The organism is Rickettsia felis URRWXCal2 (genome assembly GCA_000012145.1).
GTDB classification, from domain to species: Bacteria; Pseudomonadota; Alphaproteobacteria; order Rickettsiales; family Rickettsiaceae; genus Rickettsia; species Rickettsia felis.
This window is the reverse complement of sequence record CP000053.1, coordinates 1,380,680-1,403,928: the sequence shown is the minus strand read 5'-3', so window position 1 is coordinate 1,403,928 and position 23,249 is coordinate 1,380,680. Positions and strand designations below refer to the sequence as shown.

The window sequence follows — 23,249 nt, the reverse complement described above, 5'->3', positions numbered from 1 at the left end:
GTAGTTGTTATTTGCTTCTCTAATTTAATGATCCGTAGTTTTTAAAATAATTTTCTGCTGGACAGCAAGTCGTATTTATGCGACAATATAATTATCTGAAGGCTAACTCTTAACATATGCAAAAAACTAAGCAAATACAATTTTTTATAACAGACAGTGGTAAATCTTATATTAAAGATTGGTTAGAGAAATTAGATGTTGAAACGCATAGCAGAATTATTAATAGATTAGTTCGTTTAGAATATGGAGTTTATGGGGATTATAAACAGATCAAAGGAAGATTATATGAGCTGAGATTCTTCTTCGGCAAAGGTTATAGAATATATTTTACTGAGAAAGATAACAAAATTATTCTTCTGCTAAATGCCGGTAGTAAAGATACTCAGGATAAGGATATTAAAAAAGCTTTGGAAATAATAGAAAAAGTTTATAAATAAATTAGGTGTTATATGGAAAAATTTACAGATTATTTAAAAGAAAAATTACAAAATGAGGAAGTATTAGTAGCTTATATTAACGAAGCTTTAGAACAATATTCCTTAGATCATAATAAGGAGTTATTCCTTGCTACTTTAAAGGAAGCAATTATAGCAAGAGGCGGTGTAGCGAAAATATCTGAAGAAGCTCATATAAATAGGCAACATATTTATAAAATGCTATCTAGTAAAGGCAATCCAAGTTTTGACAATATCGGTTCTTTATTAAATACTCTAGGGTTGCAGTTGAAAGTCGAAACACGTGCTGCATGTTATAATAATACTTTCTAATACCTACTCTCACTATAATAGAAGTATAAAATGACCTATGTTGTAAATGATGAATGCGTAAAATGTAAATATACCGATTGCGTTGACGTATGCCCTGTAGATTGTTTCTATGAGGGTGAATTTATGCTAGTTATCAATCCTGATGAATGTATAGATTGCGGTGTATGTGTTCCTGATTGTCCTATAGATGCTATCAAACCCGAATCACCGGAGTTAATAGAATGGGTAGAACGTGCAAAAGATTTTATAGAAAATAAAGGATGGAAAAATATTACCAAGAAAAAGCCTGCCTTGCCTGATGCCGATAAATTTAAAGATGAGAAAAATAAGTTTAATAAATATATAAATAATATGAATTAAATACATGTGTTTATTTTGTCACAAAACTTTATTATATGAATCTAATTACCGATAAAATATAGAACTAAAAAATATAATATGTTATATATGCCATTAAAGATAATGTTTAATTATTTAATTTGAGGTGCTAACCATGAAAAAGTTACTTTTAATAGCTGCTACAAGTGCAACAATTTTATCTTCTAGTATATCATTTGCCGTTGACATGGGTAATGATTGGTATTTAAGAATAGATGCCGGTGCAGCAATGTTTAATAAAGAAAAAGATAAGGCAACTGGTGTTAAATTAAAATCTAATACAACTGTTCCGGTTGATTTAGGTATCGGTTATTATATTTCCGAAAATTTTAGAGCCGATTTAACTTTAGGTACTATAATAGGTGGAAAGTTAAAGAAATCTGGAGCTGCAACTAATGCACCTTTTACCGGTACTAACATTTCAGCAAGCCATAAACCTACTATTACACGTTTACTTATTAACGGTTATGTAGATTTAACTAATTTTGATATGTTTGATGTTTTTGCCGGTGCCGGTGTTGGTCCTGCATTAGTTAAAGAGAAAATTACATATAATGGTATAACAGGTCTTTCATCTAACACTAAAAACAGAACTAATATCTCTTACAAGCTAACTTTAGGTACTTCTGCACAAATCGCCGACGGTGTTAAAGCAGAACTAGCTTATAGCTGGATAGATGACGGTAGAACAAAAAGTAAGAATGTAATTTACCAAGGAACAAGTGTATCAACCGGTGGCATGCGTTATCAAAGCCACAACTTAACAGCCGGTATAAGGTTTGATATATAATTAACAAGAATATATTAATAGTTTTAGGTAAGTCGTCATTGCGAGCAGCCATAGGCTGCGTGGCAATCTAGAAAAAATAATAAAAAAATTCTGTAAATCAGAATCTTTTACTGGATTGCTTCGTCAAAACTTGCAGTTTCTTCTCGCAATGACGATGAAGTCAACCCGTGCAATTAGCTAGGATGACAACTCAGAAATGTCATTTAAAACTATTTTTTATCGAATTCTAGGTAAAAATTATTATCTAATATCGTTTTTACTAACAACTAATAAAATTTAAAGGAAAAATTTAACAATATGAAAAAATTACTTTTAATAGCAGCTGCAAGCACAGCACTTTTAACTTCCGGTCTTTCATTCGCTGATTGCGATATGAATTCTTCCGTAGATTCATCTACTAATTCATCGATGTCATCATCTATGGAAAATCAATGGTATTTAAAACTTAATGCCGGTGGCGTGATTTTTGATAAAGCAAAGCCTTCAAATAGCAGTGTTAAGTTAAAATCCAATACAGGTTTTACCGGTAATATTGGAGCAGGTTATTATATCATGGATAATTTAAGAACTGATTTTACAATTGGAATGGTAACAAATAACCACATGAAAAAGTCTACAAATGTTTCAACCTCTAGCTCTACTGTTACTACTGTACCAACAGTTATTTCAGCAGGTGGACAACTTATTATTAATGGTGTTGTGATTCCAGGAGGTGTGCTTACAAGTGGTCCTGGTGGCACTACCACTACCACCACTGCTACTACAGTATCAGTAAAACATAAACCTACTATTGTAAGTGCATTACTTAACGGTTATGTAGATTTTATTGATGTAAGTATGTTTAAAGTGTTTGCAGGAGCAGGTGTCGGTGCTGCGTTAGTAAAAGAAAAAGTAAATATTTCAACTAAGACTGTTGCTAATAATAATGTTATTAGTAGTACTAATTTTTCAGGAACCACTAAAAACAAAACCAACTTTGCTTATCAATTATCTTTAGGGACTTCATTTGAAGTTGCACAAGGTGTGAAAGCAGAACTCGTTTATAGCTGGACAGATTACGGTAAATCAAAAACTAATACTAAAAATGTTGTCGGAAATAAGGTTAAATTTGGCGGAACCCGTTATAAAGGTAATAACTTAATGGCAGGATTAAGATTTGATATGTAATTCTCAAATCTTTTTATAAGCGATTAACACGAAAAAGGAGTCTTTAATTAAAGACTCCTTTTTTTGTTTGTGTACCTGCCTGCATGGATTCTCAATCGTCATTGCGAGCAACTGAAGGTCTTGTTGCATGGCTCGAAAAACGCACTCGGTGTCATCCGTGGCTTGTCCACGGTATCCAGTTAAAAATACTAAAATTATTAGTATTTTTTATTGTTTTTATGGACCTAGTTAGCAAGCCACGGGGTGACATTAAGGATTACTAGATTCCCGCTTTTAGCTAGGAATGACATAGAATAAAAATTGTCCGGTACTATACCCGTTATTGCGAGAAGACATTTATGCCGACGAAGCAATCTCATGAAATTTAAAAGAGATTGCCACGTCGCTTCGCTCCTCGCAATGACGATTTGATACCCATACTAAAGAGTTATCATATCTTAGGTTTTTCTTTATAAAACGTTACGTTCATTTGATGTATTGCCTCAAAGCCTAAATAAATTTTAATACGTTCTAGAATAATATCTTGATAATAAGGTAGTTCTGCTGCCGTAGCATTATCTTCTGCTTGTATAAATAGCGTATTAATTTTCTGTTTTTTGTAAGTATATGTGGTGATTTTTAAAGGTAATGCTTTAGTGCTGAAATTAAACCCGACTATTTTATTCCAGTTAATCATGATTTCAGGCAGCAATGGATGTTGTTTGGCAAATATACGTCTAACTATTTTATCGATATCCTCTTTAATTAGCTTCATTTTAATAAACTCTGCACTGTTAAAGTTATGACGGCTATTGCAAGCATTATAGATATTACGGGAAAATATAGGGATGTAACCGATATAATCATTAAAAATATATTACAAACTGCTATAATCGATACTACTTGTTTATGAGACTTACCTTTCTGTACTGCTTTTTGAAAAAAATGTTTTAGATGAGGCTGCCAAATTTTTTCTTTATTGAGTAGCCGAATTAATATGGTTAGCACTGCATCAGTGATGTAATATAGGCTAGCAATAGCACAAGCTACAAATAAATTAGTGCTTGTAAGAGCAAGCAAGAGTAAGCAAAGGCCTGTTAAGAATCCAAGGCTAATACTTCCCACATCTCCTAAAAATATTTTTGCCGGATGCCAATTAAATATTAAAAAACCACAAGAACAACCAAGAATAATCACATTTACGCTAGCTATAAAATACGGATTATCAATAGCAGGAAATTGTAAGAAACATAATATAAGCATGGTGCTAGATAGATGGATAGATTCCACACAACTCATACCGTCTATACCGTCCATAAAATTATATATATTAATAAAACCGCTTAAAGCTATAACTAAAATAGAATATATTATTATATGAATGGAATTTACCTGCGAAAAAAGAAAAATAGCAAAAGCTGCACAAATTAAGTGGAATATTAAACGAATTAGAATAGGTACGGCTTTTAAGTCATCTAAAAAGGAAATCGAGGCAATTACCAATAATAACGGTAATATTTTTATTGAATTAGCAAGGTTATTGCTCGTTATATATTCAAACCCGCTCAAAGCAATCATTACGACAATTACAATAGCAAGACCGCCACCGCGCGGTGTTATCTTATCATGAGAGCGACGGCTACTCGGTACATCAACCAAACCGATAGTAGGAAGATATTTAGTTAATATATGTGTTAATATAGCGGTTGCTATAAAAGAAAGTATCAACAGTATGCTATAGCTATTTATATTCATAGTAACATATTAGATTTAAAACTATAATATTTGTTATTACTTATAATGACATGATCATGTACCATAATATTTACGGTTTGGCATGTCTCTACTATCTTATTTGTCATATGAATGTCGGCTTTTGAAGGTTCAGGGCTCCGCTTGGATGATTATGCACAAGTATAAGGCTGCTTGCTTCATTAAATAAAGCTCGTTTAATTATCTCACGTGGATATACTGCAGCTTGGTCTATAGTTCCTTGACTTAAAACCTCATCGGCAATTAAAATATTTTTCTTATTCAAAAATAATATACGAAATTGCTCTAGTCGCATATTACCCATATTAACTTTTAAATAATCAATCAAAGAACTCCAAGAAGCAATAATATTTTTATTTATTATTTTTTGTTTCAATACTCTATTTATCAACTCACGTATTAAAGCAAAATTGATATATAAATTTTCATTGGTGCCTTTAATACTAAGTAGCCTTTCCTTATCAAGGTTAATTAAATCCGTAATATCAAAATGATCAAGTAATTTTTTAGCAAGAGGTTTTACGTCTTTACGAGGGATAGCCGAAAATAACATTACTTCAAGTAATTCGTAATCGGAAAAATGTTCTGCTCCGGCAGCGACGAAGCGTTCTTTTACTCTTTTACGGTGACCTATAAATGAGGCGTATCATCATTACTAAATTCTATCAAATTATTTTCTAACATTCTTTATGTTTACTCTTATAAATAAGTAAAATGTTGTTGATGTCATCCCCGTGGAGCCGGGGAGTTGTTGCATGAATACCCGAACCGTCATTGCGAGGAGCGAAGCGACGTGGCAATCCAGAAAAATAATTAAAAAAATTCTTATTTACAGAATTTTTTACTGGATTGCTTCGTCGAATTACTACGTAATTCTTCTCGTAATGACGGAAAAACCAAACCATACAACAAAATCAATTTTTATCCTATAGTTTAGTATGGAGGATAATCAAGTTTTTTAGGTGATAACGTAAATATTTCAAAACCGTCTTTAGTCACGCCTATAGTATGCTCAAATTGAGCCGATAGTGATTTATCACGTGTAGTAACCGTCCATCCATCTAATTTACTTAATATAGTATCATAATTACCGGCATTTATCATAGGTTCAACGGTGAAAAACATCCCTTCTTCTAACGTTAGACCCGTGCCGCTGCGACCGTAATTTAATATTGACGGTTCGTCATGAAAAACTCTTCCGATACCGTGACCGGTATAATCTCTAACCACAGAATAATTATGTTTTTCGGCATAGCGTTGAATAGCATACCCAATATCACCGAGTTTAGCCCCTGGTCTAACTACTTCAATCCCTTTCATCATTGCATCATAAGTTACTTGAATAAGACGCTTTGGCTTAATTGCTACGTCACCGACATAATACATACGGCTAGTATCACCGTACCAACCGTCTAAAATTACTGTAACATCAATATTTACTATATCACCGTTTTTTAATGGTTTATCGTTTGGAATGCCGTGACAAACCACATGATTTATAGAAGTACAAATCGATTTCGGAAAGCCTTTATAATTTAACGGTGCAGGAATGGCATTATGAGAAGTAATAAAATTATGACAAAGGTCATTTAAACTATTAGTAGTGACGTTCGGTTTTACGTAATCAGTAATAAAATCGAGCGTCTCTGCAGCTAATTTTCCAGCTAGCCGCATCTTTATGAAATCTTTTTCCGTGTGGATTTTTATGGTCATGTTTAATTTAAATTCTTTTAAAAAATCATTATACTATAAGTTCTTTTAAAACACTAACTAATTAAGCTTGATGTTTGAATAAATTTAGTATAAAGTATTAGGTAACACTTTATATTTTACTACATGCAATATAATATTATAGATAAGAAAAAAAAGCAATTAGATGAGTTCCGTCCATTAAGCCCTGAATTGGCTAAGAATTTAGACGAATGGTTTAAAGTAGAGCTAACTTATACCAGTAATGCTATTGAAGGCAATACCTTATCACGCGGAGAAACTGCTATAGTTATTGAAAAAGGATTAACTATAGGAGGTAAAACGTTAGTAGAACATCTTGAAGCTACAAACCATGCAAAAGCTTTAGATGTAGTATACAAGCTTGCTAAGAAGAAATATAGTCAAATTACGGAAAAAGACATCTTAGCAATTCATCATACAATTCTTCATGGCATTGATGACTATAACGCAGGACATTATAGACATGTACCGGTACGTATTTCAGGATCTACCATAGTAATGCCTAACCCTATGAAAGTACCTGCTTTGATGGCAGATTTTATATCTTGGTTAAGTTCAGTAGAAAAAATTCACCCGATAGAGCTTGCGGCAGAATCTCACTATAGACTTGTAACAATTCATCCATTTTCCGACGGGAACGGTCGTACTGCCCGTCTTTTAATGAATTTAATTTTAATTATGAAGGGTTATCCTCCCGCAATTATAAGACCGCAAGAACGGTTAGCGTATATTACATCTCTTGAAACTGCACAACTTGGAGGATCAAAAGAGAAGTATCAAAAAATTATTTACAACGCCGTTAATCGCTCATTTGATATTTATTTGAAAGCAGTAACAGGACAAGAAGCATCAGATATTAAAAAGCCGGAAAAATTAATGAAAATTGGAGAACTAGCTAAAGCTATCGGGGAAACTGTTTCTACGATTCGTTTTTGGACTAAGGCCGGATTGCTTGAGATTGCGGATATTACTAGGTCAAATTATCAGCTTTATTCCATAGAGGCACTGCAGCAATGTAAGAAAATCCAGCAACTAAAAAAACAAAGACTAACAATAAATGAGATTAAAGATAAGTTATAAATTACTCTTGTATCATTTTAGTAAATTAGTTATATAAACACTATGCTATATTACATAAATAAAATTCTTTCAAACAATAAAGTACAAGCCGTTATCTTAGGGATAATCGGGTTTGCTATTGTTACTGTTCTCACGTCATATAATATAGACGATCCGTCTTTTAATTCGGTTACAACAGAGTATCCTAGTAATTTAGTCGGAGTTTTTGGCTCCTATTTATCGGATTTTTTATATCAATTTTTTGGGCTGGCTGCTTTTATCATACCGCTTGCTTGCTTTGTTTGGAGTAGAAATTGTTGGTATGGAAGATATCGCGGCTCATTTATCCGTATATTTGTAATGTTGCTTGCTCTCATTAGCAGTAGCACATTATTATCTAAGATTAAGCTAGAATTCATACCTGCAAATGCAGGCGGAGCTGTTGGAATAATAGCTTCTAATTTTTTTGAGCGATTTACAAATCAACTATACTTATTATTAATATTTTTTACCTTTATTATATTAGTTGTTTTACTTGAAATTAAATTTACTTCTTTAAGTAATTTTATTATTAAGCTAGGTAAATTTTTAATCTATCGGGTACAATCTTTTTTACATAATATATTTTCACAATTATCTTCAGTAAGATTATTCCCTACTAAAAACAATGATAAGATAAATATAACTTCTTCTTACCAAAAGCCTGTAAGTGAAAAAGTAAAATTCACTGAAGAAGCAAAACCCGTACCTGCAAATCCTATAAAATTCTTTAGCAAACCCCCAGCAGTTCCTAAAATATCTCAAAGTGAAATAGCAGAATTGCCGCCTATTTCGTTATTACGTGATCCTGAAAACCATAATGTAAAAGGGGCTTCTTCCTCAGAGCTTAAGCAAAAAGCCGAGGAGCTGTTAACCGTGCTGAATGATTTTGGAGTTAAAGGGCATATAATTAATATCAATCAAGGACCTGTTGTAACTCAATATGAATTTGAGCCGGCAGCAGGTACGAAAACATCAAGGGTAGTAGGATTATCCGACGATATAGCACGCTCGCTTTCGGCTCTATCGACAAGGATAGCAGTCATACCTGGGAAAAATGTGCTTGGCATTGAGCTTCCTAATAAACAACGAGAATTCTTTTGTTTAAAGGAGTTGATAGAGACTCCCGAATACCAAGACAAATCAACCTTATTGCCGTTAGTCTTGGGTAAAGATTTAGCCGGTAAGCCGCTGATTGCTGACCTTGCTAAGATGCCTCACTTGCTCGTAGCAGGAACTACAGGCTCAGGTAAATCGGTTGGGATTAATGCGATGATTGTGTCGCTCTTATACCGCTATACTCCCGAAGAATGCCGCTTTATCATGATTGACCCGAAAATGCTTGAATTATCGGCTTATGACGGAATACCGCATTTGCTAACTCCTGTGGTAACCGAGCCTTCTAAAGCGGTAGTTGCTCTTAAATGGGCGGTTAAGGAAATGGAAAACCGTTATAGAATGATGAGTAATATCGGCGTTAAGAATATTGCGGGTTACAATGCAAAAATCTTAGAAGCGGTTAAAGAGAATAGGGTAATTGAGCGTTCGATTCAAACGGGTTTTGACCCTGAAACAGGTAAGCCTATTTACGAAACCGTTACGATGAATATGGAAAAGCTACCTTACATAGTGGTTATTGTCGATGAGATGGCTGATTTAATGCTAGTTGCCGGTAAGGATATCGAGATGCTGATTCAAAGGCTTGCTCAGATGGCAAGAGCGGCGGGCATCCATATTATTATGGCAACTCAAAGGCCTTCTGTAGACGTTATTACCGGTGTCATTAAAGCCAATTTTCCAAGCCGTATTAGCTTTAAAGTTACCTCTAAAATCGATAGCCGAACGATTTTAGGCGAACAAGGCTCCGAGCAGTTACTAGGTATGGGTGATATGCTATTTATGGGGAACACTTCAAAGATAAGTAGGGTACACGGACCGTTTGTTAATGAAGCAGAAATCGAAAAAATTACGGAGTATTTGAAAGAGACCGGTACGCCTGAATATATCTCTGCCGTTACCGAGCAGCCTGAAGAAGACGATAGTAGCATTGATATCGGTGACGGCACATCTGATGAAGTGCTTTACAAAAAAGCCGTGCAGATAGTGCGTGACGAACGTAAATCCTCTATTAGCTATATCCAAAGGTCGCTTAGAATCGGCTATAACAAAGCTGCTAATTTGGTTGAGAAGATGGAGAAAGAGGGAATAGTCTCACCGCCGAATCATACAGGTAAAAGAGAGATATTATTGCCCGAGAGGTAGGAGTGGTTTTTCGTCATTGCGAGCAGGTATTGCCTGAACCGTCATTGCGAGGAGCGAAGAGTCTTGTTGCATGGATCGAAAATTGTTGCAAATTCGGCTATGTCATTCCCGCGCAGGCGGAAATCCAGCATAAAGCGAGATAAATCGAGCTTTTAATTTTAAAAATTTGCTGTATTTATACTTTTTCTCTGGATTCCCGCCTGCGCGGGAATGACATAAAATGAGCCATGCAACAACGCCGGAGCGAAGCTTTGCTGCAATCTCATGAAGTAGTATAAAATTCCTGAGATTGCTTCGTCAATTACTCCGTAATTTTCCTCGCAATGACGGCTCGGCTTACATTTATCATTGACATTATTATTAATATATTTTAATAATTGCCGCCGCAATATATTAAATAATGGAAATAATTCAATGACTACCTTTAATACTGTCACTAGACACCCAAATTACTATACCTCATATACAAAAATTGCCCCTAAAGATTATATAATATCACGTCTTAAAGCTTTAAAAGCTAAGATAGCGAAAGTAAACCCGATGGCTATAAGAGATAATAAATGGTCGGATTTACATATAGCGGTAGGAGCTAAAGAACTAAAGTTAGTAAAAGCTTTATGTAATGAAAAAAATATTAATGCTACAGATGCTAAATGCAGAACTCCTTTGGAGCTAGCAATACTTGGCAATGATTTAGAAACAGTAAAATTCTTAGTTCAGATGGGAGGAAAAATTGCTCCTAACATGTATGGTTGGTCTGCTATTCATTTAGCAATAAAAATCGATAATGTAGAAATGGTAGAATATTTATATGAAAATACGGAATTTCAAAAGTACGATAAATATGGATATACTTTACATGATTGGGCAGAAGCAATGGGGCGTGGAGAAATAGTACGGTTTTTTCATGATAAAAATCATAATAATAAAACCCCTTTAGAGTTAGCCGTAGAATCGAAGAACATTTCATCAGTAAAAGCATTAATTATCAAAGGTGCTAAATTTGATATTAAAAGCGAACTCGGTTATAAGATTTTTGAACTTGCTATTGATTCTGAAGATATGAAATTAATAGAGTATCTAGTAAATCATACGCTAGTCGGTAAAAACACGGGGCAGCAAACTCTTCTAGAAAAAGTAGCTCAAATTTACGATAAGAATATAAATCTCTCGAAACTAGTAAAAGTTTTGATTAAAGATAATGCAGGATTTGATAAAGCTTTAGGACAAAAGCTTTTACAAAAAGCAATATATGCTGATGATTTGGAGTTAGTAGAAACTTTATATAGTAAGGGTGTTGATGCCCAGTATAAAGACCAATTAGGACGTAGCGGCTTACATCATGCTATAAAAGCTAATTGCGGTGAAGAATTAATCCAGTTTTTGATTGAACACACTACGGATATTAATTATCGTGATAAATCGGGCTTAAATCCTTTAGGCTTAGCAAAGAGTAATAATTGTACCGTAGCTACAAAATTATTACTCGAAGCCGGTGCTTATGAAAGTTATATGTATGATGATGTTATTAAGGTGTTAGGAGAATACGGATACTAAATAGTCATTGTGAGCGGGCGTTGCCTGCGTGGAGCGATTCCCTTCCTGTCATTCCGTGGCTTGACCTATAGTACCGGACATTTTTTAAAAAATCTCGATGTCATCCCCGCGTGGATACCGATGTCATTCCTGCGAAAGCAGGAATCCAGCATAAAGCGAGATAAATTGAGCTTTTAATTTCAAAAATTTTATGTATTTATACTTTTTTTCTGGATTCCTGCTTTCGCAGGAATGACATAAAGAGCATTTACCGGTCTACACAACAATGCCTTGCGAGGAGCGAAGCGACGTGGCAATCTAGAAAAAATAATAAAAAAATTCTGTAAATCAGAATTTTTAACTGGATTGCTTCGTCGAATTACTATGTAATTCTTCTCGCAATGACGAAAAAACGAGCCATACAACAAAGCTACCGCCCCTGCAGAATGCAAATGCCACATATTCATACTAAATTTGTAAAGTATTATATATAATTATTAATTATAATAGACATATTAAAAAAATTGTATTAAAATTGTAACAATTACTAAGTTATTTAATTTTTATTAAGGTATATATGGCGAATATCTTCTCTAAAATTATTTCAAAAAGCAATTCAAAAAGGTCTTAAAACTGCTTTATTCACCACCTCAACCGCAGCGATAATGCTAACCGGTAGTGGAGTCCTTGGTGCTGCAAGAACCGTAACTGCTGATGGTGCAGAGCTTGCAGCCGGAACAAATATAGGTCCTGGAGCCGGTGCTTTTGTAGCGGGTTCTACTTTACAATATACCGGTGCTTTTACGGTTACTGATGCTGACGTAAGTGTTCGTGCATTAGATTTAAATAATTTTGCAGCAGGTCTTTTTTCAGTAACTGGTGATATTTCATTAGGTTCAGTGGTAGATACGGGAGGAGCTAATAAACTTGCAGTTAATATTGATGATGGTTTAACCTTAACTTTAACAGGTACCGGTACTGCAGCCTACGGTGCAAATCCTGCGTTGTTATTCCAAGGTGGACAAGCTGCTGCTAATAATACATATACTGCTTTAGGTAATATAACTCTAGGTGGAGCGAATGCCGGTTTGACTATTGCTTCAGATCCAGATGTATTAGGACCAATAACGCTTGCAGGAAATATAGATGGAGGAGGTATAATAACTGACAATACAGATGCTGCCATTAACGGAACAATAGGTAATACTAATCCGGCAGCTCAAATAAGCATTGGAGCAAGTACGCTTTCTCTTGGAGGGGCAGTTATTAAAGCCACTACGACTAAGTTAACAAATGCAGCGTCGGTATTAACACTTACAAATGCAAATGCAGTATTAACAGGTGCTGTTGATAACACCACAGGCGGTGATGATGTAGGTGTCTTAAATTTAAACGGAGCGTTGAGTCAAGTAACTGGAAATATAGGTAATACAAATTCATTAGCGACAATAAGTGTAGGAGCAGGTACGGCTACGTTAGGGGGAGCGGTTATTAAAGCCACTACGACTAAGTTAACGAATGCAGCGTCGGTATTAACACTTACAAATGCAGTATTAACAGGTGCTGTTGATAACACCACAGGCGGTGATAATGTAGGTGTCGTAAATCTAAATGGAGCATTGAGTCAAGTAACCGGGAATATAGGTAATACAAATTCATTAGCCACGATAAATATAGGAGCAGGTGTGGCTACCTTGGATGGAGCGGTTATTAAAGCTACTACGACTAAGTTAACAGATGATGCGTCAGTATTAATATTTACGAATCCTGTAGTAGTAACCGGAGCAATAGATAATACCGGTAATGCCAATAAAGGTGTGGTAATCTTTACCGGAGCAAGTACGGTAACCGATAATATAGGTAACACGGCAGTATTAGCAGAGGTAAGCGTAGGAGCAGGTTTGCTGCAAATACAAGGCGGAGTAGTAAAAGCGAATGCAATAAACTTAACGGATAATGCGTCAGTAGTAACATTTACCGGTGATAGTACGGTAACAGGTAGTATAGGTGGTACAGAACTCTTCGCAACAGTGAATATAGGAGCAGGAATAACATTACGAGCCGGAGGAAGCCTAGCTGCGAATAATATAGATTTTGGAGCTGCGAGTAATTTAGAGTTTAACGGTCCTGCCGGTAAGAATTATAACTTAATCGGAACTATAGCAAACGGTAATAATGCTACACTTAATATTAATGCTGCTGGTACAGTGATTGCAAATGATGTTAGTATAGGCACAGTTGCACAAATTAACATTCAAAATAATAAGATTTTTGTAATAAATGCTAAGAACGCTGATGTTGATATATTAGACGCTCAGGCGATTAGTTTTAAAGGAGCAGCTTCACGTCTTTTCTTAGCTAACGTTAGTCTACAGATGATAGAGTTATCACTCTTAAAAATCATTTACCCGGTCTTGCTAACGGTGGTGGTGAGTTAATTCTTTTGAGTCCAACAAAACTTATGACCGTACAAGGTGACGTTGGAGCTAAAACAATAGGTACGGCAGGAAATGAATTAGCATCATTAAGTGTTTTAGGTAATGTAGCATTGAATAATATAGATGCTACAAATGTTCCTGTATTTAATATCCTAAATGTTACAAACTTTGTTGATGTAGGTGGTATTACTAATCAAATTAATGTAATAAATAACGGTGCTGCAGGCGTAGGGCCTACAGGTGGAGCGATTCCTGCCGCTGCCGGTTCTTATACGATTGATGCAAATGGCGGTAATGTAGGAATTTTAGCCAACGGTCAGAATATTAATTTTGCTCTTGAAGATGCAACTTTAGTATTACAAAATAGTGCAGCCGGTAACGGTACGATAACATTAAATGCTGTACTTGATCCACTAGCTCCAAGTAAAGGTAAGCTTGCTGTAGATTCAGGAGCTGCGGGCGGGAAAGTAATTCTTGCAAGTGTCGGAAATGCTACTTACGGTACTGCAGTAAATAAATTAAAAGAATTAGAATTTAGAGGAAACGGAACATTCCAAATAGATACTGAGATATTTGCTAACGATTTAGAATTATTAGTGCCGGCAATTACCTATAATAAGGATATTAATTCTAATTTATCATTCGGTGTTGCTACTGCTTTAACTCAAAACGGTAATATTAAAGGTAATGTAGATTTCAATAATCAAGCAGCAGTTATAACACTTGGTGCAAATAAAAATATCACCGATAGTGTTACAAGTACCGGCGGTGTTAACGGTACAATCATTGCAACTGGTGCAAGTATTATTAATGGACCTATTACGAATCTCGCTATGTTAAAAGTAGGTGCCGGGACTGTAAGCATAACCAAAGGCGGTAATACTAGTATCACCGAAATCCAAGGTAACGGTACTGCACTCTTAAACATTACCTGCAAACTTTAACTTAACAGGCAGCATAAATAAAACCGGCGGTCAGGCTCTGAAGTTAAACTTCACGAATGGCGGTAGTGTTAGCGGTGTTGTAGGGACTGCGGCTAATTCGGTTGGTGATATCACAACGGCAGGCACAACAAACTTTGCAAGCAGTGTTAATGCAAAAGGTGCGGCGACGCTCGGCGATACTACAAGTTTTGCCGATATATTTACTAACACCGGTGCAGTTACTTTAGCTAAAGCTTCTATCACTAATTTTGCTAAAAACGTAACGGCTACCAGCTTTGCAGCTAACAATGCTACTATTAATTTCGGTAATAGCCTAGCCTTTAATAGTAATATAACAGGTAGCGGTACTACACTTACTTTAGGTGCAAGCCAAGTAACATATACCGGCACCGGTAGCTTTACTGATACGCTAACCTTAAATACTACTTTTGACGGAGCAGCTAAGTCAGGCGGTAATATCTTAATTAAATCAGGTAGTACTCTTGATTTATCAGGGGTTTCAACTTTAGCACTTGTTGTTACTGCTACTAATTTTGACATTAATAATATAAGCCCGGATACAAAATATACGGTAATATCTGCAGAAACGGAAGGCGGTTTAAAGCCTACTCCCGAAGAGAATGTTAAAATAACTATTAACAATGATAACCGTTTTGTTGACTTTACTTTTGATGCATCGACTTTAACGTTATTTGCTGAAGATATAGCTGAAGATGTTATAGATGAAGATTTTGAACCAGGCGGACCGCTTGCAAATATCCCGAATGCTGCAAATATAAAGAAATCGCTTGAGTTAATGGAAGATGCTCCAAACGGTTCGGATGTACGTCAAGCTTTCAATAATTTCGGCTTTATGACGCCGCAACAAGAAGCAGATGCTGTAACTCACCTTATACAAGATGTTGTAAAACCTAGCGATACTATAGCTGCTATTAATAATCAAGTTATACTAAGTAATATCTCAAGTAGCTTAATTAATCTAAATGCTAGAATGGATGCAATACAGCCCGGCTGCCGTAGCTGCCGGTGATGAGGACAGAGATGCTAAGTTTGGTGCATGGATAAGTCCGTTTGTCGGTAATGCAACGCAGAAGATGCGTAACAATATAAGCGGTTATAAGTCTGATACAACCGGTGGCACTATAGGTTTTGACGGCTTAGTTAACGATGATTTAGCACTCGGGCTTGCATATACAAGAGCCGATACCGATATTAAGCTGAAAAATAATAAGACGGGCGATAAGAATAAGGTAGAGAGTAACATCTATTCCGTATACGGTTTATATAATGTACCTTATGAAAATCTTTTCGTTGAAGCTATAGCATCTTACTCGGATAATAGGATAAAAAGCAAATCAAGACGTGTTATTGCAACGGCACTAGAGACTGTCGGCTATCAAACCGCAAGCGGTAAGTATAAATCTGAAAGCTATACAGGTCAGTTAATGGCTGGTTATACCTATATGATGCCTGAGAATATTAACTTAACACCGCTTGCAGGGCTTAGATATTCGGCTATCAAAGATAAGGGCTATAAGGAAACTGACTACTAACCAAAACCTTATAGTTAAAGGCAAGAACTATAATAGCTTCGATGGTTTACTCGGCGGTAAAGTATCAAGTAATATCAATGTCAATGAAGAAGTAGTGCTAACACCTGAGCTTTACGCAATGGTTGATTATGCATTCAAGAATAAAGTTCCGGCGATTGATGCAAGATTACAAGGTATGACTGCTCCTTTACCAACAGCTTTAAGCAAAGCAAAACAAGCTTTGATGTCGGCGTCGGTGTTACTGCTAAGCACAAAATGATGGAATACGGTATTAACTACGATACAAATATCGGAAGTAAGTATTTCGCTCAGCAAGGTAGTGTAAAAGTTCGTGTAAACTTCTAATATACTCTAGCTCGTCATTGCGAGCAGCCATAGGCTGCGTGGCAATCTCATGAAATAATAACGAACTCCTGAGGTTGCCACGTCAAGGCTTCGCCTTTCCTCGCAATGACGGAAAGCCAAATCACGCAGAAATGACATCGAACATCTACAAAAACAATATAAAAGCCTATATAGTTTGACTATATAGGCTTTTTTGCTTTATAATGTAGTCTTGAGAGCCGTCATTGCGAGCAGCCATAGGCTGCGTGGCAATCTCGTCAAACATCTTGAGATTACCGCGTCGCTTCGCTCCTCGCAATGACGATAAAATTTAAATAAAAAATTATGTTAGATAATATTAGAAAAACCGCCGATAGTTTTATAATGCGAGTTTTATTCGCAATGATAGCTTTTGCTTTTGTCGGCTTTGGTTTTAAAGATGTATTAAACGGAAGAAGAAGCGGCGATATTGTTACTTTTTCTCATGTGAAAAATATCTCCCAAGAAGATTTTTTGAGAGCGAAATCTTTAGAAATTAATGCTATAAGTAAGCAAACAGGAACAAGTTTAACGGATGAAGAAATAGCACAGTTAAATATTGATAACCGAATTCTAAAAAGGCTTGTTTACGATAATGTTTTAGATTATTTAGTTGGCTATTACGACTTAGATCTAAGTGATGATACAGTTAAAATTTTAGTCAAAGAATCACCGGTTTTTAAAAATGAGCAAGGTATTTTCGATATAAAAATTTTTAAAACTTATTTTAGAAATTCTTATATGGATGAAGAAAAATATTTATTAAACTTCAAAGAAAAAGCTCTAAAAAATATTTTTGTCGGTAGTTTTGTAGAAAGTTTCTATGTTCCTAAAGCTATGACTGACAATATAGTAGATTATATGGCTGAAAAAAGAGAAGTAGAATTAGTGCAGATAGATTTACAAAATAAACCGAAAGATTTACAAATCTCTACCCCTACCGACCAGCAATTAAAGGTTTTTTACCAAGATAATAAAACCGTGTTTGAGGTACCTGAGAAACGCAGCTTTTCTTATATTAAAGCTAATATTAAGGATTTAAAAGTCTCAATTACTCAAGATGAGTTGTTAGAATTTTATAATGAAAATAAAGATGAATTCGGTGATCAAAGTTTTGAAGCAGTACAGAAACAATTACATGATTTATTAAAGGCTCAAAAAATCGACATACTTAATATGGAGTTTGCTAAAAAACTGGAAGATGAGACGGCAGCCGGTTCTAGCTTAGTTGAAATTGCCGAAAAATATAAGCTACCGATACAAAACGTTAACTATATAAGTTATGCAGAGCTTATTGAAGATAAAATAATTGCCGAAAATGTTGATAGTATTTTTGAACTTTCGGAAGGAGAATTATCTTATCCTATAGAAGCAGAAGATAAAAGTTATCTTATATTGGTAGAATTAAAGTCGATTCAGCCGGCAAAAATACCTGAATTTGACGCTATTAAAGAGCAGGTAAATAAAGTTTGGATAAAGCAGAATATCGCTGATGTAAACTTAAAAATTATCAAGGATTTAGCAAAGGAATATAATTCAGATCAAGAGAACATAAAAGAGCTTAAAGCAGCAGGAATAAAAATAAGCAAAAAAAGCTATATTAGAGCGGAAATGGAAAATGATCTAACATTAACTCCAGAGATATTATTATCAATTTTTAATACTAAAATAGGAAGTAATACACCTATATTCCAAGTAGGTGATGAAGTATATTTTGCATATATTAAATCTAGAAGTATAGATGAATTAACAGCTAAAAATATTCATATCAATTCAGAAAAAAATATAATATATAATATTAAAAATTCTGTAATTGACGAGCTAATTAACTACACAATTATTCAGAATGATATGCAGGTAAAAGCTAATTTTAGTAAGTAGGGAGCTGTCACCCCGCACCGTCATTGCGAGGAGCGAAGCGACGTGGCAATCTTGTCAAGCATCCTGAGATTGCCACGCTCCTTGCAGTCGCTCGCAATGACGATAAAATAAGCCACGCATTATAAACAAAAAAATAGAACTATGAGCTTTAAAGATTTACCGGAGTTTTTAAAATTTTTAGAAAAAAACGGTGAGCTAAAGCGTATTTCTACCCCAGTTAAAACTGACCTAGAAATTACTGAAATTAGTAGAAGAGTATTAGCACAAGGCGGACCTGCATTACTTTTTGAAAATGTTATAAAAGCCGACGGCACTAAATCCGATATACCTGTTCTAACTAATCTTTATGCTAGTATAAATCGTATTTGTATGGGACTTAAACTTAAGTCACCCAAAGAATTAAGAGAACTTGGCGTTTTACTAGCATTTCTTAAGCAGCCACAACCTCCCGCATCTTTTAAAGAAACATTGTCGATGTTACCGCTAGCAAAGCGTATTTTTGCTATGTCTCCTAAAACTATATCAAAAGCAGCTTGTCATGAAGTCGTTGTTGATAAACCGAATATCAATATATTACCGATTCAAAAATGTTGGCCTGATGATATTTCACCTTTAATTACTTGGGGTATAGTAGTTACTAAAGGTCCAACAAAAGATAAGGTGGATAATTACAACCTTGGCATATATAGAATGCAGGTTATTTCGGAAAATAAATTATTAATGCGTTGGTTAAAGTTACGGGGCGGAGCAGAGCATCATAAACGTTGGAAAGAAGCAAAAAAAGAGCCGTTTCCCGCCGCTATCGTTATTGGGGCAAATCCCGCGGTAACTTTGGCAGCGGTTACGCCGATACCTGAGAATATCTCGGAGTATAATTTTGCAGGTTTACTCGGTAATGAAAAAATAGAGCTGGTGCAATGCAAAACTATTGACTTAAAAGTACCTGCACATAGTGAAATAGTGCTAGAAGGTTATGTAAGTTTAGAGGAATATTTACCTGAAGGCCCTTTTGGGGATCATACCGGATATTATAATGATGTTGAGGAGTTTCCGGTCTTTACCGTAACTGCAATAACGATGAAGAAAAATCCAGTATATTTAAGTACCTATACCGGAAAACCGCCTGATGAGCCGTCAATCTTAGGTGAAGCATTAAATGAAATCTTTATTCCTATCTTGCAGCAGCAATTTCCGGAAATAGTCGATTTTTGGCTTCCACCTGAAGGTTGTTCATATAGAATTGCGGTAGTATCGATTAAAAAATCTTATCCCGGTCATGCTAAAAGAATAATGCTTGGGATTTGGTCGTACTTACGGCAATTTATGTATAGTAAGTTTATTATAGTTGTAGATGATGATATTGATGTTCGTAATTGGCAAGAAGTAATTTGGGCAATAGCAACAAGAAGCGATCCAAGGCGTGATACGAGCTTTATAGATAATTCTCCTATAGATTATTTAGATTTTGCATCACCTGATTCAGGGCTTGGTAGTAAAATGGGAATAGATGCAACCGATAAAATATACCCTGAGACAAATAGAAAATGGGGTAAAAAAATAGAAATGAGTCAGGAAGTTATCGACAAGGTTGATAGTATGTGGGATGGTTTAAAGATATAAAGTATATACTCGCTGAATTTGAAAAATTGGCTACGTCGTCTTTGTAAGACCTCGGATGCTGAACGTTTATTATACGCTCCGCTCCTCGGCTTACAGACTCCTTGCTCTTTTCCAAATTGAGCTTCGTATACCAACTCTTCATTTACCAAGAGTATACTCGTTTAATTTGAAAAATTGGCGTCGTTGTTTCATATTTTTTGATCCTCACGTACTAATATGTACGCTGCGGTCAAAAAATGTGAAACGCCTTGCTCTTTTCCAAATTAAACTTCGTTTACTATTTATATTAATTGTTAATTTTTTAGAAACATCTTGGAACTAAACATGTATAACATCCCGCACGAGACGATAATTAATAATTTCAAAGAAATAGCCGATAAATATCAAGAGCTTATTTTGCATTTCATGCAAGGTAGGGGGAGTATGATACCTAGGAGCCTAATTGATAGTGATAAAAACAGGATTATAGCTTCTTTAATGGTAGAACAATTTTGGGCAAATCCAGAAAAATTTTGTCAGCTTAATATTGAATATATTGATAAGTTAAGAGAGCTTACAACGAATAGCTTTGCAAAATTTGTCGGTAGTCCGGCAAAAGCTGTATTTTCTCCGGATAATCGAGATAAAAGATTTAAAGATTCTTCATGGGAGGATAATGCTTATTTTGACTTTGTTAAACAATATTATTTATTATCTAGTGAGTGGCTTAAGAAGAATATAGAACAGTATGAGCTGTCAAATGATCTCAAGCAACATTTAGAGTTTGTAACTAAACATTTTATTGATGCTTTTTCACCTTCAAATTTTGCTTTTTGTAATCCTAAGGTTTTACGTGAGACGTTAGAAAGCGGCGGTCAAAATCTAGTACAGGGATTAGAAAATTTCTTAAGAGATATAAAAAGCTCTGGTGATATATTAAATATTAAAACTACCGATAAATCCGCCTTTAAACTCGGTCAAAATATTGCGGCAACAAAAGGAAAAGTTATATTCCAAAATGATTTAATGCAATTAATATGCTATGAACCGAAAGAGAAAGTTCATAAGATTCCGATATTTATTATTCCGCCCTGTATAAATAAATATTATATACTCGATTTATCTCCGCATAATTCTTTAATATCTTTCTTAGTAGAAAATAATTTTCAAGTTTTTCTTATTTCATGGGTTAATCCTGATATCTCTCTATCGGAAAAAGGCTTCGAGGATTACTTAAAAGACGGTATTTTAGCCCCTTTTGAGTATGTTAGAAATCTTGGTTTTAAAAAAATTGATTTTGTCGGCTATTGCATGGGTGGTACGTTCCTTGCTATAATTATCGCCTACTTTAAAGTAAAAAAAATAGACTCTGTTCACAGTAGCACTTTCTTTACTACTTTGCTTGATTATACTCACCCGGGTGAGCTTGGAATATTTTTTAATGAAGCTACGATTAATTACATTAAAGAAGATATAAAGCTAAAGGGCTATTTTGACGGACAATATTTATCAAATAGTTTTAGTGTGCTAAGGGCAAATGATCTAATTTGGACGTTTTTTGTCAATAATTATTTGCTTGGTAAAAAACCTATGCCTTTTGATTTGCTATATTGGAATGCGGATTCTACTAACTTGCCGGCAAAAATGTATGAGGAATATTTACAAAATACATATTGTAATAACTTGCTAAAAGAGTCTAATAATTTAGAGGTACTCGAAACAAAAATAGATCTTGGAAAAGTTGATTGCAACACTTTTTTCGTAGCCGCAAAAGAAGATCATATAGCTCCATGGCGTTCAATATATGATGGAGTAAAATTATTAAACGGACATAAGATTTTTTGTCTCACGGATTCAGGGCATGTAGCAGGTGTAGTTAATCCTCCTGAGATTGCTAAATATAATTATCGGCTTAATGACGACTTAAGTTTAAGTAGTCATGAGTGGCTTATGAAAGCTACGGAATATGAAGGCTCATGGTGGAACTATTGGCTTGATTGGCTTATAAAAAATAATGATAATAAGCTAATAGATTCTTTAGATTATCAGAATCTAGAGACTATTGAAGAAGCCCCGGGCAGTTATGTAAAAAGATAGGTGTTATGGCGTATTTCGTCATTGCGAGCAGCCGTAGGCTGCGTGGCAATCTCATGAAATAATACTCCTGAGATTGCTTCGTTAATTACTTTGTAATTTCCTCGCAATGACGATTTGCAAACAACGCCTAAAATATAAATAAGTTATGAAGAGAAAAAATAATAAATTTATAGAAATATCTATTGCCTTTATCTTAGGAGTTGCTTTAGGTATTTATGGACAGAATCCGGATTATTTTACTAATCTAATAAATCAAAAATCATTAGCTTCATCTGCACCGAAAATAAAGCATTACAATATTTCAGAGCTTTTAAGAAGTAAAGTTAGTACATGTTTTACTCCTCCTGCCGGTTGTACTAAGTTTATAGCAAATCAGATAGATAGAGCTGAAGAATCTATTTATATGCAAGCATACGGTATGAGCGATGCACTGATTACTACTGCACTTATTAATGCACAGATGCGAGGAGTAAAAGTTAGAATATTGCTTGATCGTAGTAATCTTAAGCAAAAATTTTCTAAATTGCATGAATTACAACGAGCAAAAATTGATGTGGGCATAGATAAAGTACCGGGAATCGCTCATAATAAAGTTATCATTATCGATAGAAAGAAAGTAATAACAGGCTCGTTTAATTTCACGGCTGCTGCTGATAAACGTAATGCTGAAAATGTAATTATTATAGAAGATCGGGAACTAGCAGAGTCTTATTTACAAAATTGGTTAAACAGAAAAGCGAGTAATTGAGGGGAAAGCCGTTATTGTGTGCGATACCGAGCCGTCATTGCGAGCAGCCATATGGCTCCTTTATGTCATTCCCGCGAAAGCGGGAATCCAGAAAAAAGTATAAATACAGCAAATTTCTGAAATTAAAAGCTCGATTTATCTCGCT

Annotated in this window: 20 protein-coding genes and 4 pseudogenes; 19 read left to right on the top strand and 5 right to left on the bottom strand. The window is 35.0% G+C overall.

The window, feature by feature from the left end:
- The first annotated feature begins 116 nt into the window (after window positions 1-116).
- The 5 genes from RF_RS06955 (at window position 117) to RF_RS06935 (ending at window position 3,102) form a co-directional block, all read left to right on the top strand.
- A complete protein-coding gene (locus RF_RS06955; RefSeq protein ID WP_011271617.1) occupies window positions 117-437 on the top strand; it encodes a type II toxin-antitoxin system RelE/ParE family toxin in 321 nt (106 codons plus the stop codon).
- A 12-nt stretch (window positions 438-449) separates the two neighbouring features.
- Window positions 450-767 carry a helix-turn-helix domain-containing transcriptional regulator gene (locus RF_RS06950; protein ID WP_011271616.1) on the top strand — a complete coding sequence of 106 codons (318 nt, stop codon included), beginning with the start codon at window positions 450-452 and terminating at the stop codon, window positions 765-767.
- Between the two features lie 30 nt (window positions 768-797).
- Entirely contained in the window at window positions 798-1,127 is a 330-nt protein-coding gene (gene fdxA, locus RF_RS06945) for a ferredoxin FdxA (RefSeq protein WP_011271615.1), read from the top strand.
- A 133-nt stretch (window positions 1,128-1,260) separates the two neighbouring features.
- Window positions 1,261-1,935: an adhesin Adr gene (adr, locus tag RF_RS06940; protein ID WP_039595223.1), complete on the top strand. Its 675-nt coding sequence runs from the start codon at window positions 1,261-1,263 to the stop codon at window positions 1,933-1,935.
- A 297-nt stretch (window positions 1,936-2,232) separates the two neighbouring features.
- The gene (locus RF_RS06935) at window positions 2,233-3,102 is read left to right on the top strand and encodes an outer membrane protein (RefSeq protein ID WP_011271613.1); all 870 of its coding nucleotides are present in this window, start codon (window positions 2,233-2,235) and stop codon (window positions 3,100-3,102) included.
- A gap of 430 nt (window positions 3,103-3,532) precedes the next feature.
- Here the strand turns inward: RF_RS06935 and RF_RS06930 are convergent, their stop codons facing one another.
- The 4 genes and pseudogenes from RF_RS06930 to map form a co-directional block, all read right to left on the bottom strand.
- The gene (locus RF_RS06930; protein ID WP_011271612.1) at window positions 3,533-3,856 is read right to left on the bottom strand and encodes a DciA family protein; all 324 of its coding nucleotides are present in this window, start codon (window positions 3,854-3,856) and stop codon (window positions 3,533-3,535) included.
- Window positions 3,853-4,836, bottom strand: a complete 984-nt coding sequence (locus RF_RS06925) for an MraY family glycosyltransferase (RefSeq protein WP_011271611.1) — start codon at window positions 4,834-4,836, stop codon at window positions 3,853-3,855. Before RF_RS06925 ends, RF_RS06930 begins: the two co-directional genes overlap by 4 nt.
- Window positions 4,833-5,538, bottom strand: a pseudogene (gene radC, locus RF_RS11715) (RadC family protein). The gene RF_RS06925 and the pseudogene radC overlap by 4 nt, the downstream one beginning before the upstream one ends.
- A 249-nt stretch (window positions 5,539-5,787) precedes the next feature.
- Window positions 5,788-6,570, bottom strand: a pseudogene (gene map / locus RF_RS06915) (type I methionyl aminopeptidase); the annotation flags it as partial.
- A gap of 120 nt (window positions 6,571-6,690) precedes the next feature.
- Between map and RF_RS06910 the strand changes: the two are divergent.
- The 6 genes and pseudogenes from RF_RS06910 (at window position 6,691) to RF_RS12110 (ending at window position 14,863) form a co-directional block, all read left to right on the top strand.
- Window positions 6,691-7,665 (top strand): Fic family protein, encoded by a 975-nt coding sequence (locus tag RF_RS06910; RefSeq protein ID WP_011271608.1) that lies wholly within the window; start codon window positions 6,691-6,693, stop codon window positions 7,663-7,665.
- A 42-nt stretch (window positions 7,666-7,707) separates the two neighbouring features.
- Complete coding sequence (locus RF_RS06905; protein WP_011271607.1) at window positions 7,708-9,945, top strand: DNA translocase FtsK; 2,238 nt, start codon at window positions 7,708-7,710, stop codon at window positions 9,943-9,945.
- 540 nt (window positions 9,946-10,485) lie between these two features.
- Window positions 10,486-10,839 (top strand): annotated as a pseudogene (locus tag RF_RS11710) (ankyrin repeat domain-containing protein); the annotation flags it as partial.
- Complete coding sequence (locus RF_RS11705) at window positions 10,822-11,502, top strand: ankyrin repeat domain-containing protein (RefSeq protein ID WP_318248860.1); 681 nt, start codon at window positions 10,822-10,824, stop codon at window positions 11,500-11,502. The pseudogene RF_RS11710 and the gene RF_RS11705, both read left to right, overlap by 18 nt.
- 644 nt (window positions 11,503-12,146) lie before the next feature.
- Window positions 12,147-13,919, top strand: coding sequence for a beta strand repeat-containing protein (locus RF_RS12115; protein WP_011271605.1), 1,773 nt, complete (start codon window positions 12,147-12,149; stop codon window positions 13,917-13,919).
- A gap of 5 nt (window positions 13,920-13,924) precedes the next feature.
- Window positions 13,925-14,863, top strand: a complete 939-nt coding sequence (locus tag RF_RS12110) for a S8/S53 family peptidase (protein ID WP_486598755.1) — start codon at window positions 13,925-13,927, stop codon at window positions 14,861-14,863.
- 30 nt (window positions 14,864-14,893) lie between these two features.
- On the opposite strand, the gene RF_RS12105 is transcribed toward RF_RS12110, so the two are convergent.
- Entirely contained in the window at window positions 14,894-15,505 is a 612-nt protein-coding gene (locus tag RF_RS12105) for a hypothetical protein (RefSeq protein WP_486598754.1), read from the bottom strand.
- Window positions 15,506-15,659: 154 nt separating this feature from the next.
- On the opposite strand from RF_RS12105, the gene RF_RS12100 reads away from it, so the two are divergent.
- From RF_RS12100 to pld, 8 genes and pseudogenes are all read left to right on the top strand, one after another.
- Window positions 15,660-15,893, top strand: coding sequence for a hypothetical protein (locus RF_RS12100; protein WP_486598753.1), 234 nt, complete (start codon window positions 15,660-15,662; stop codon window positions 15,891-15,893).
- Window positions 15,859-16,416: an autotransporter outer membrane beta-barrel domain-containing protein gene (locus RF_RS12095; protein ID WP_486598752.1), complete on the top strand. Its 558-nt coding sequence runs from the start codon at window positions 15,859-15,861 to the stop codon at window positions 16,414-16,416. The genes RF_RS12100 and RF_RS12095 overlap by 35 nt, the downstream gene beginning before the upstream one ends.
- Window positions 16,358-16,552: pseudogene (locus RF_RS12090) on the top strand (autotransporter outer membrane beta-barrel domain-containing protein); the annotation flags it as partial. The gene RF_RS12095 and the pseudogene RF_RS12090, both read left to right, overlap by 59 nt.
- Before the next feature lie 29 nt (window positions 16,553-16,581).
- Entirely contained in the window at window positions 16,582-16,761 is a 180-nt protein-coding gene (locus tag RF_RS12085; protein WP_486598759.1) for an autotransporter outer membrane beta-barrel domain-containing protein, read from the top strand.
- A 324-nt stretch (window positions 16,762-17,085) separates the two neighbouring features.
- Window positions 17,086-18,660: a SurA N-terminal domain-containing protein gene (locus RF_RS06885; RefSeq protein WP_011271600.1), complete on the top strand. Its 1,575-nt coding sequence runs from the start codon at window positions 17,086-17,088 to the stop codon at window positions 18,658-18,660.
- Between the two features lie 141 nt (window positions 18,661-18,801).
- Window positions 18,802-20,280, top strand: coding sequence for a UbiD family decarboxylase (locus RF_RS06880; RefSeq protein WP_011271599.1), 1,479 nt, complete (start codon window positions 18,802-18,804; stop codon window positions 20,278-20,280).
- Between the two features lie 324 nt (window positions 20,281-20,604).
- Entirely contained in the window at window positions 20,605-22,356 is a 1,752-nt protein-coding gene (locus RF_RS06875; RefSeq protein ID WP_011271598.1) for a PHA/PHB synthase family protein, read from the top strand.
- 145 nt (window positions 22,357-22,501) lie between these two features.
- Window positions 22,502-23,104 (top strand): phospholipase D, encoded by a 603-nt coding sequence (gene pld / locus RF_RS06870; protein WP_011271597.1) that lies wholly within the window; start codon window positions 22,502-22,504, stop codon window positions 23,102-23,104.
- The last annotated feature ends 145 nt before the right edge of the window (window positions 23,105-23,249 follow it).

What these genes read in the sequence shown, in the direction of transcription:
- RF_RS06955 (WP_011271617.1), top strand. Translation starts at nt 117, where the DNA reads ATGCAAAAAACTAAGCAAATACAATTTTTTATAACAGACAGTGGTAAA.
- RF_RS06950 (WP_011271616.1), top strand. Translation starts at nt 450, where the DNA reads ATGGAAAAATTTACAGATTATTTAAAAGAAAAATTACAAAATGAGGAA.
- fdxA (WP_011271615.1), top strand. Translation starts at nt 798, where the DNA reads ATGACCTATGTTGTAAATGATGAATGCGTAAAATGTAAATATACCGAT.
- adr (WP_039595223.1), top strand. Translation starts at nt 1,261, where the DNA reads ATGAAAAAGTTACTTTTAATAGCTGCTACAAGTGCAACAATTTTATCT.
- RF_RS06935 (WP_011271613.1), top strand. Translation starts at nt 2,233, where the DNA reads ATGAAAAAATTACTTTTAATAGCAGCTGCAAGCACAGCACTTTTAACT.
- RF_RS06930 (WP_011271612.1), bottom strand. Translation starts at nt 3,856, where the DNA reads ATGAAGCTAATTAAAGAGGATATCGATAAAATAGTTAGACGTATATTT.
- RF_RS06925 (WP_011271611.1), bottom strand. Translation starts at nt 4,836, where the DNA reads ATGAATATAAATAGCTATAGCATACTGTTGATACTTTCTTTTATAGCA.
- RF_RS06910 (WP_011271608.1), top strand. Translation starts at nt 6,691, where the DNA reads ATGCAATATAATATTATAGATAAGAAAAAAAAGCAATTAGATGAGTTC.
- RF_RS06905 (WP_011271607.1), top strand. Translation starts at nt 7,708, where the DNA reads ATGCTATATTACATAAATAAAATTCTTTCAAACAATAAAGTACAAGCC.
- RF_RS11705 (WP_318248860.1), top strand. Translation starts at nt 10,822, where the DNA reads ATGGGGCGTGGAGAAATAGTACGGTTTTTTCATGATAAAAATCATAAT.
- RF_RS12115 (WP_011271605.1), top strand. Translation starts at nt 12,147, where the DNA reads ATGCTAACCGGTAGTGGAGTCCTTGGTGCTGCAAGAACCGTAACTGCT.
- RF_RS12100 (WP_486598753.1), top strand. Translation starts at nt 15,660, where the DNA reads ATGGAAGATGCTCCAAACGGTTCGGATGTACGTCAAGCTTTCAATAAT.
- RF_RS12095 (WP_486598752.1), top strand. Translation starts at nt 15,859, where the DNA reads ATGCAATACAGCCCGGCTGCCGTAGCTGCCGGTGATGAGGACAGAGAT.
- RF_RS06885 (WP_011271600.1), top strand. Translation starts at nt 17,086, where the DNA reads ATGTTAGATAATATTAGAAAAACCGCCGATAGTTTTATAATGCGAGTT.
- RF_RS06880 (WP_011271599.1), top strand. Translation starts at nt 18,802, where the DNA reads ATGAGCTTTAAAGATTTACCGGAGTTTTTAAAATTTTTAGAAAAAAAC.
- RF_RS06875 (WP_011271598.1), top strand. Translation starts at nt 20,605, where the DNA reads ATGTATAACATCCCGCACGAGACGATAATTAATAATTTCAAAGAAATA.
- pld (WP_011271597.1), top strand. Translation starts at nt 22,502, where the DNA reads ATGAAGAGAAAAAATAATAAATTTATAGAAATATCTATTGCCTTTATC.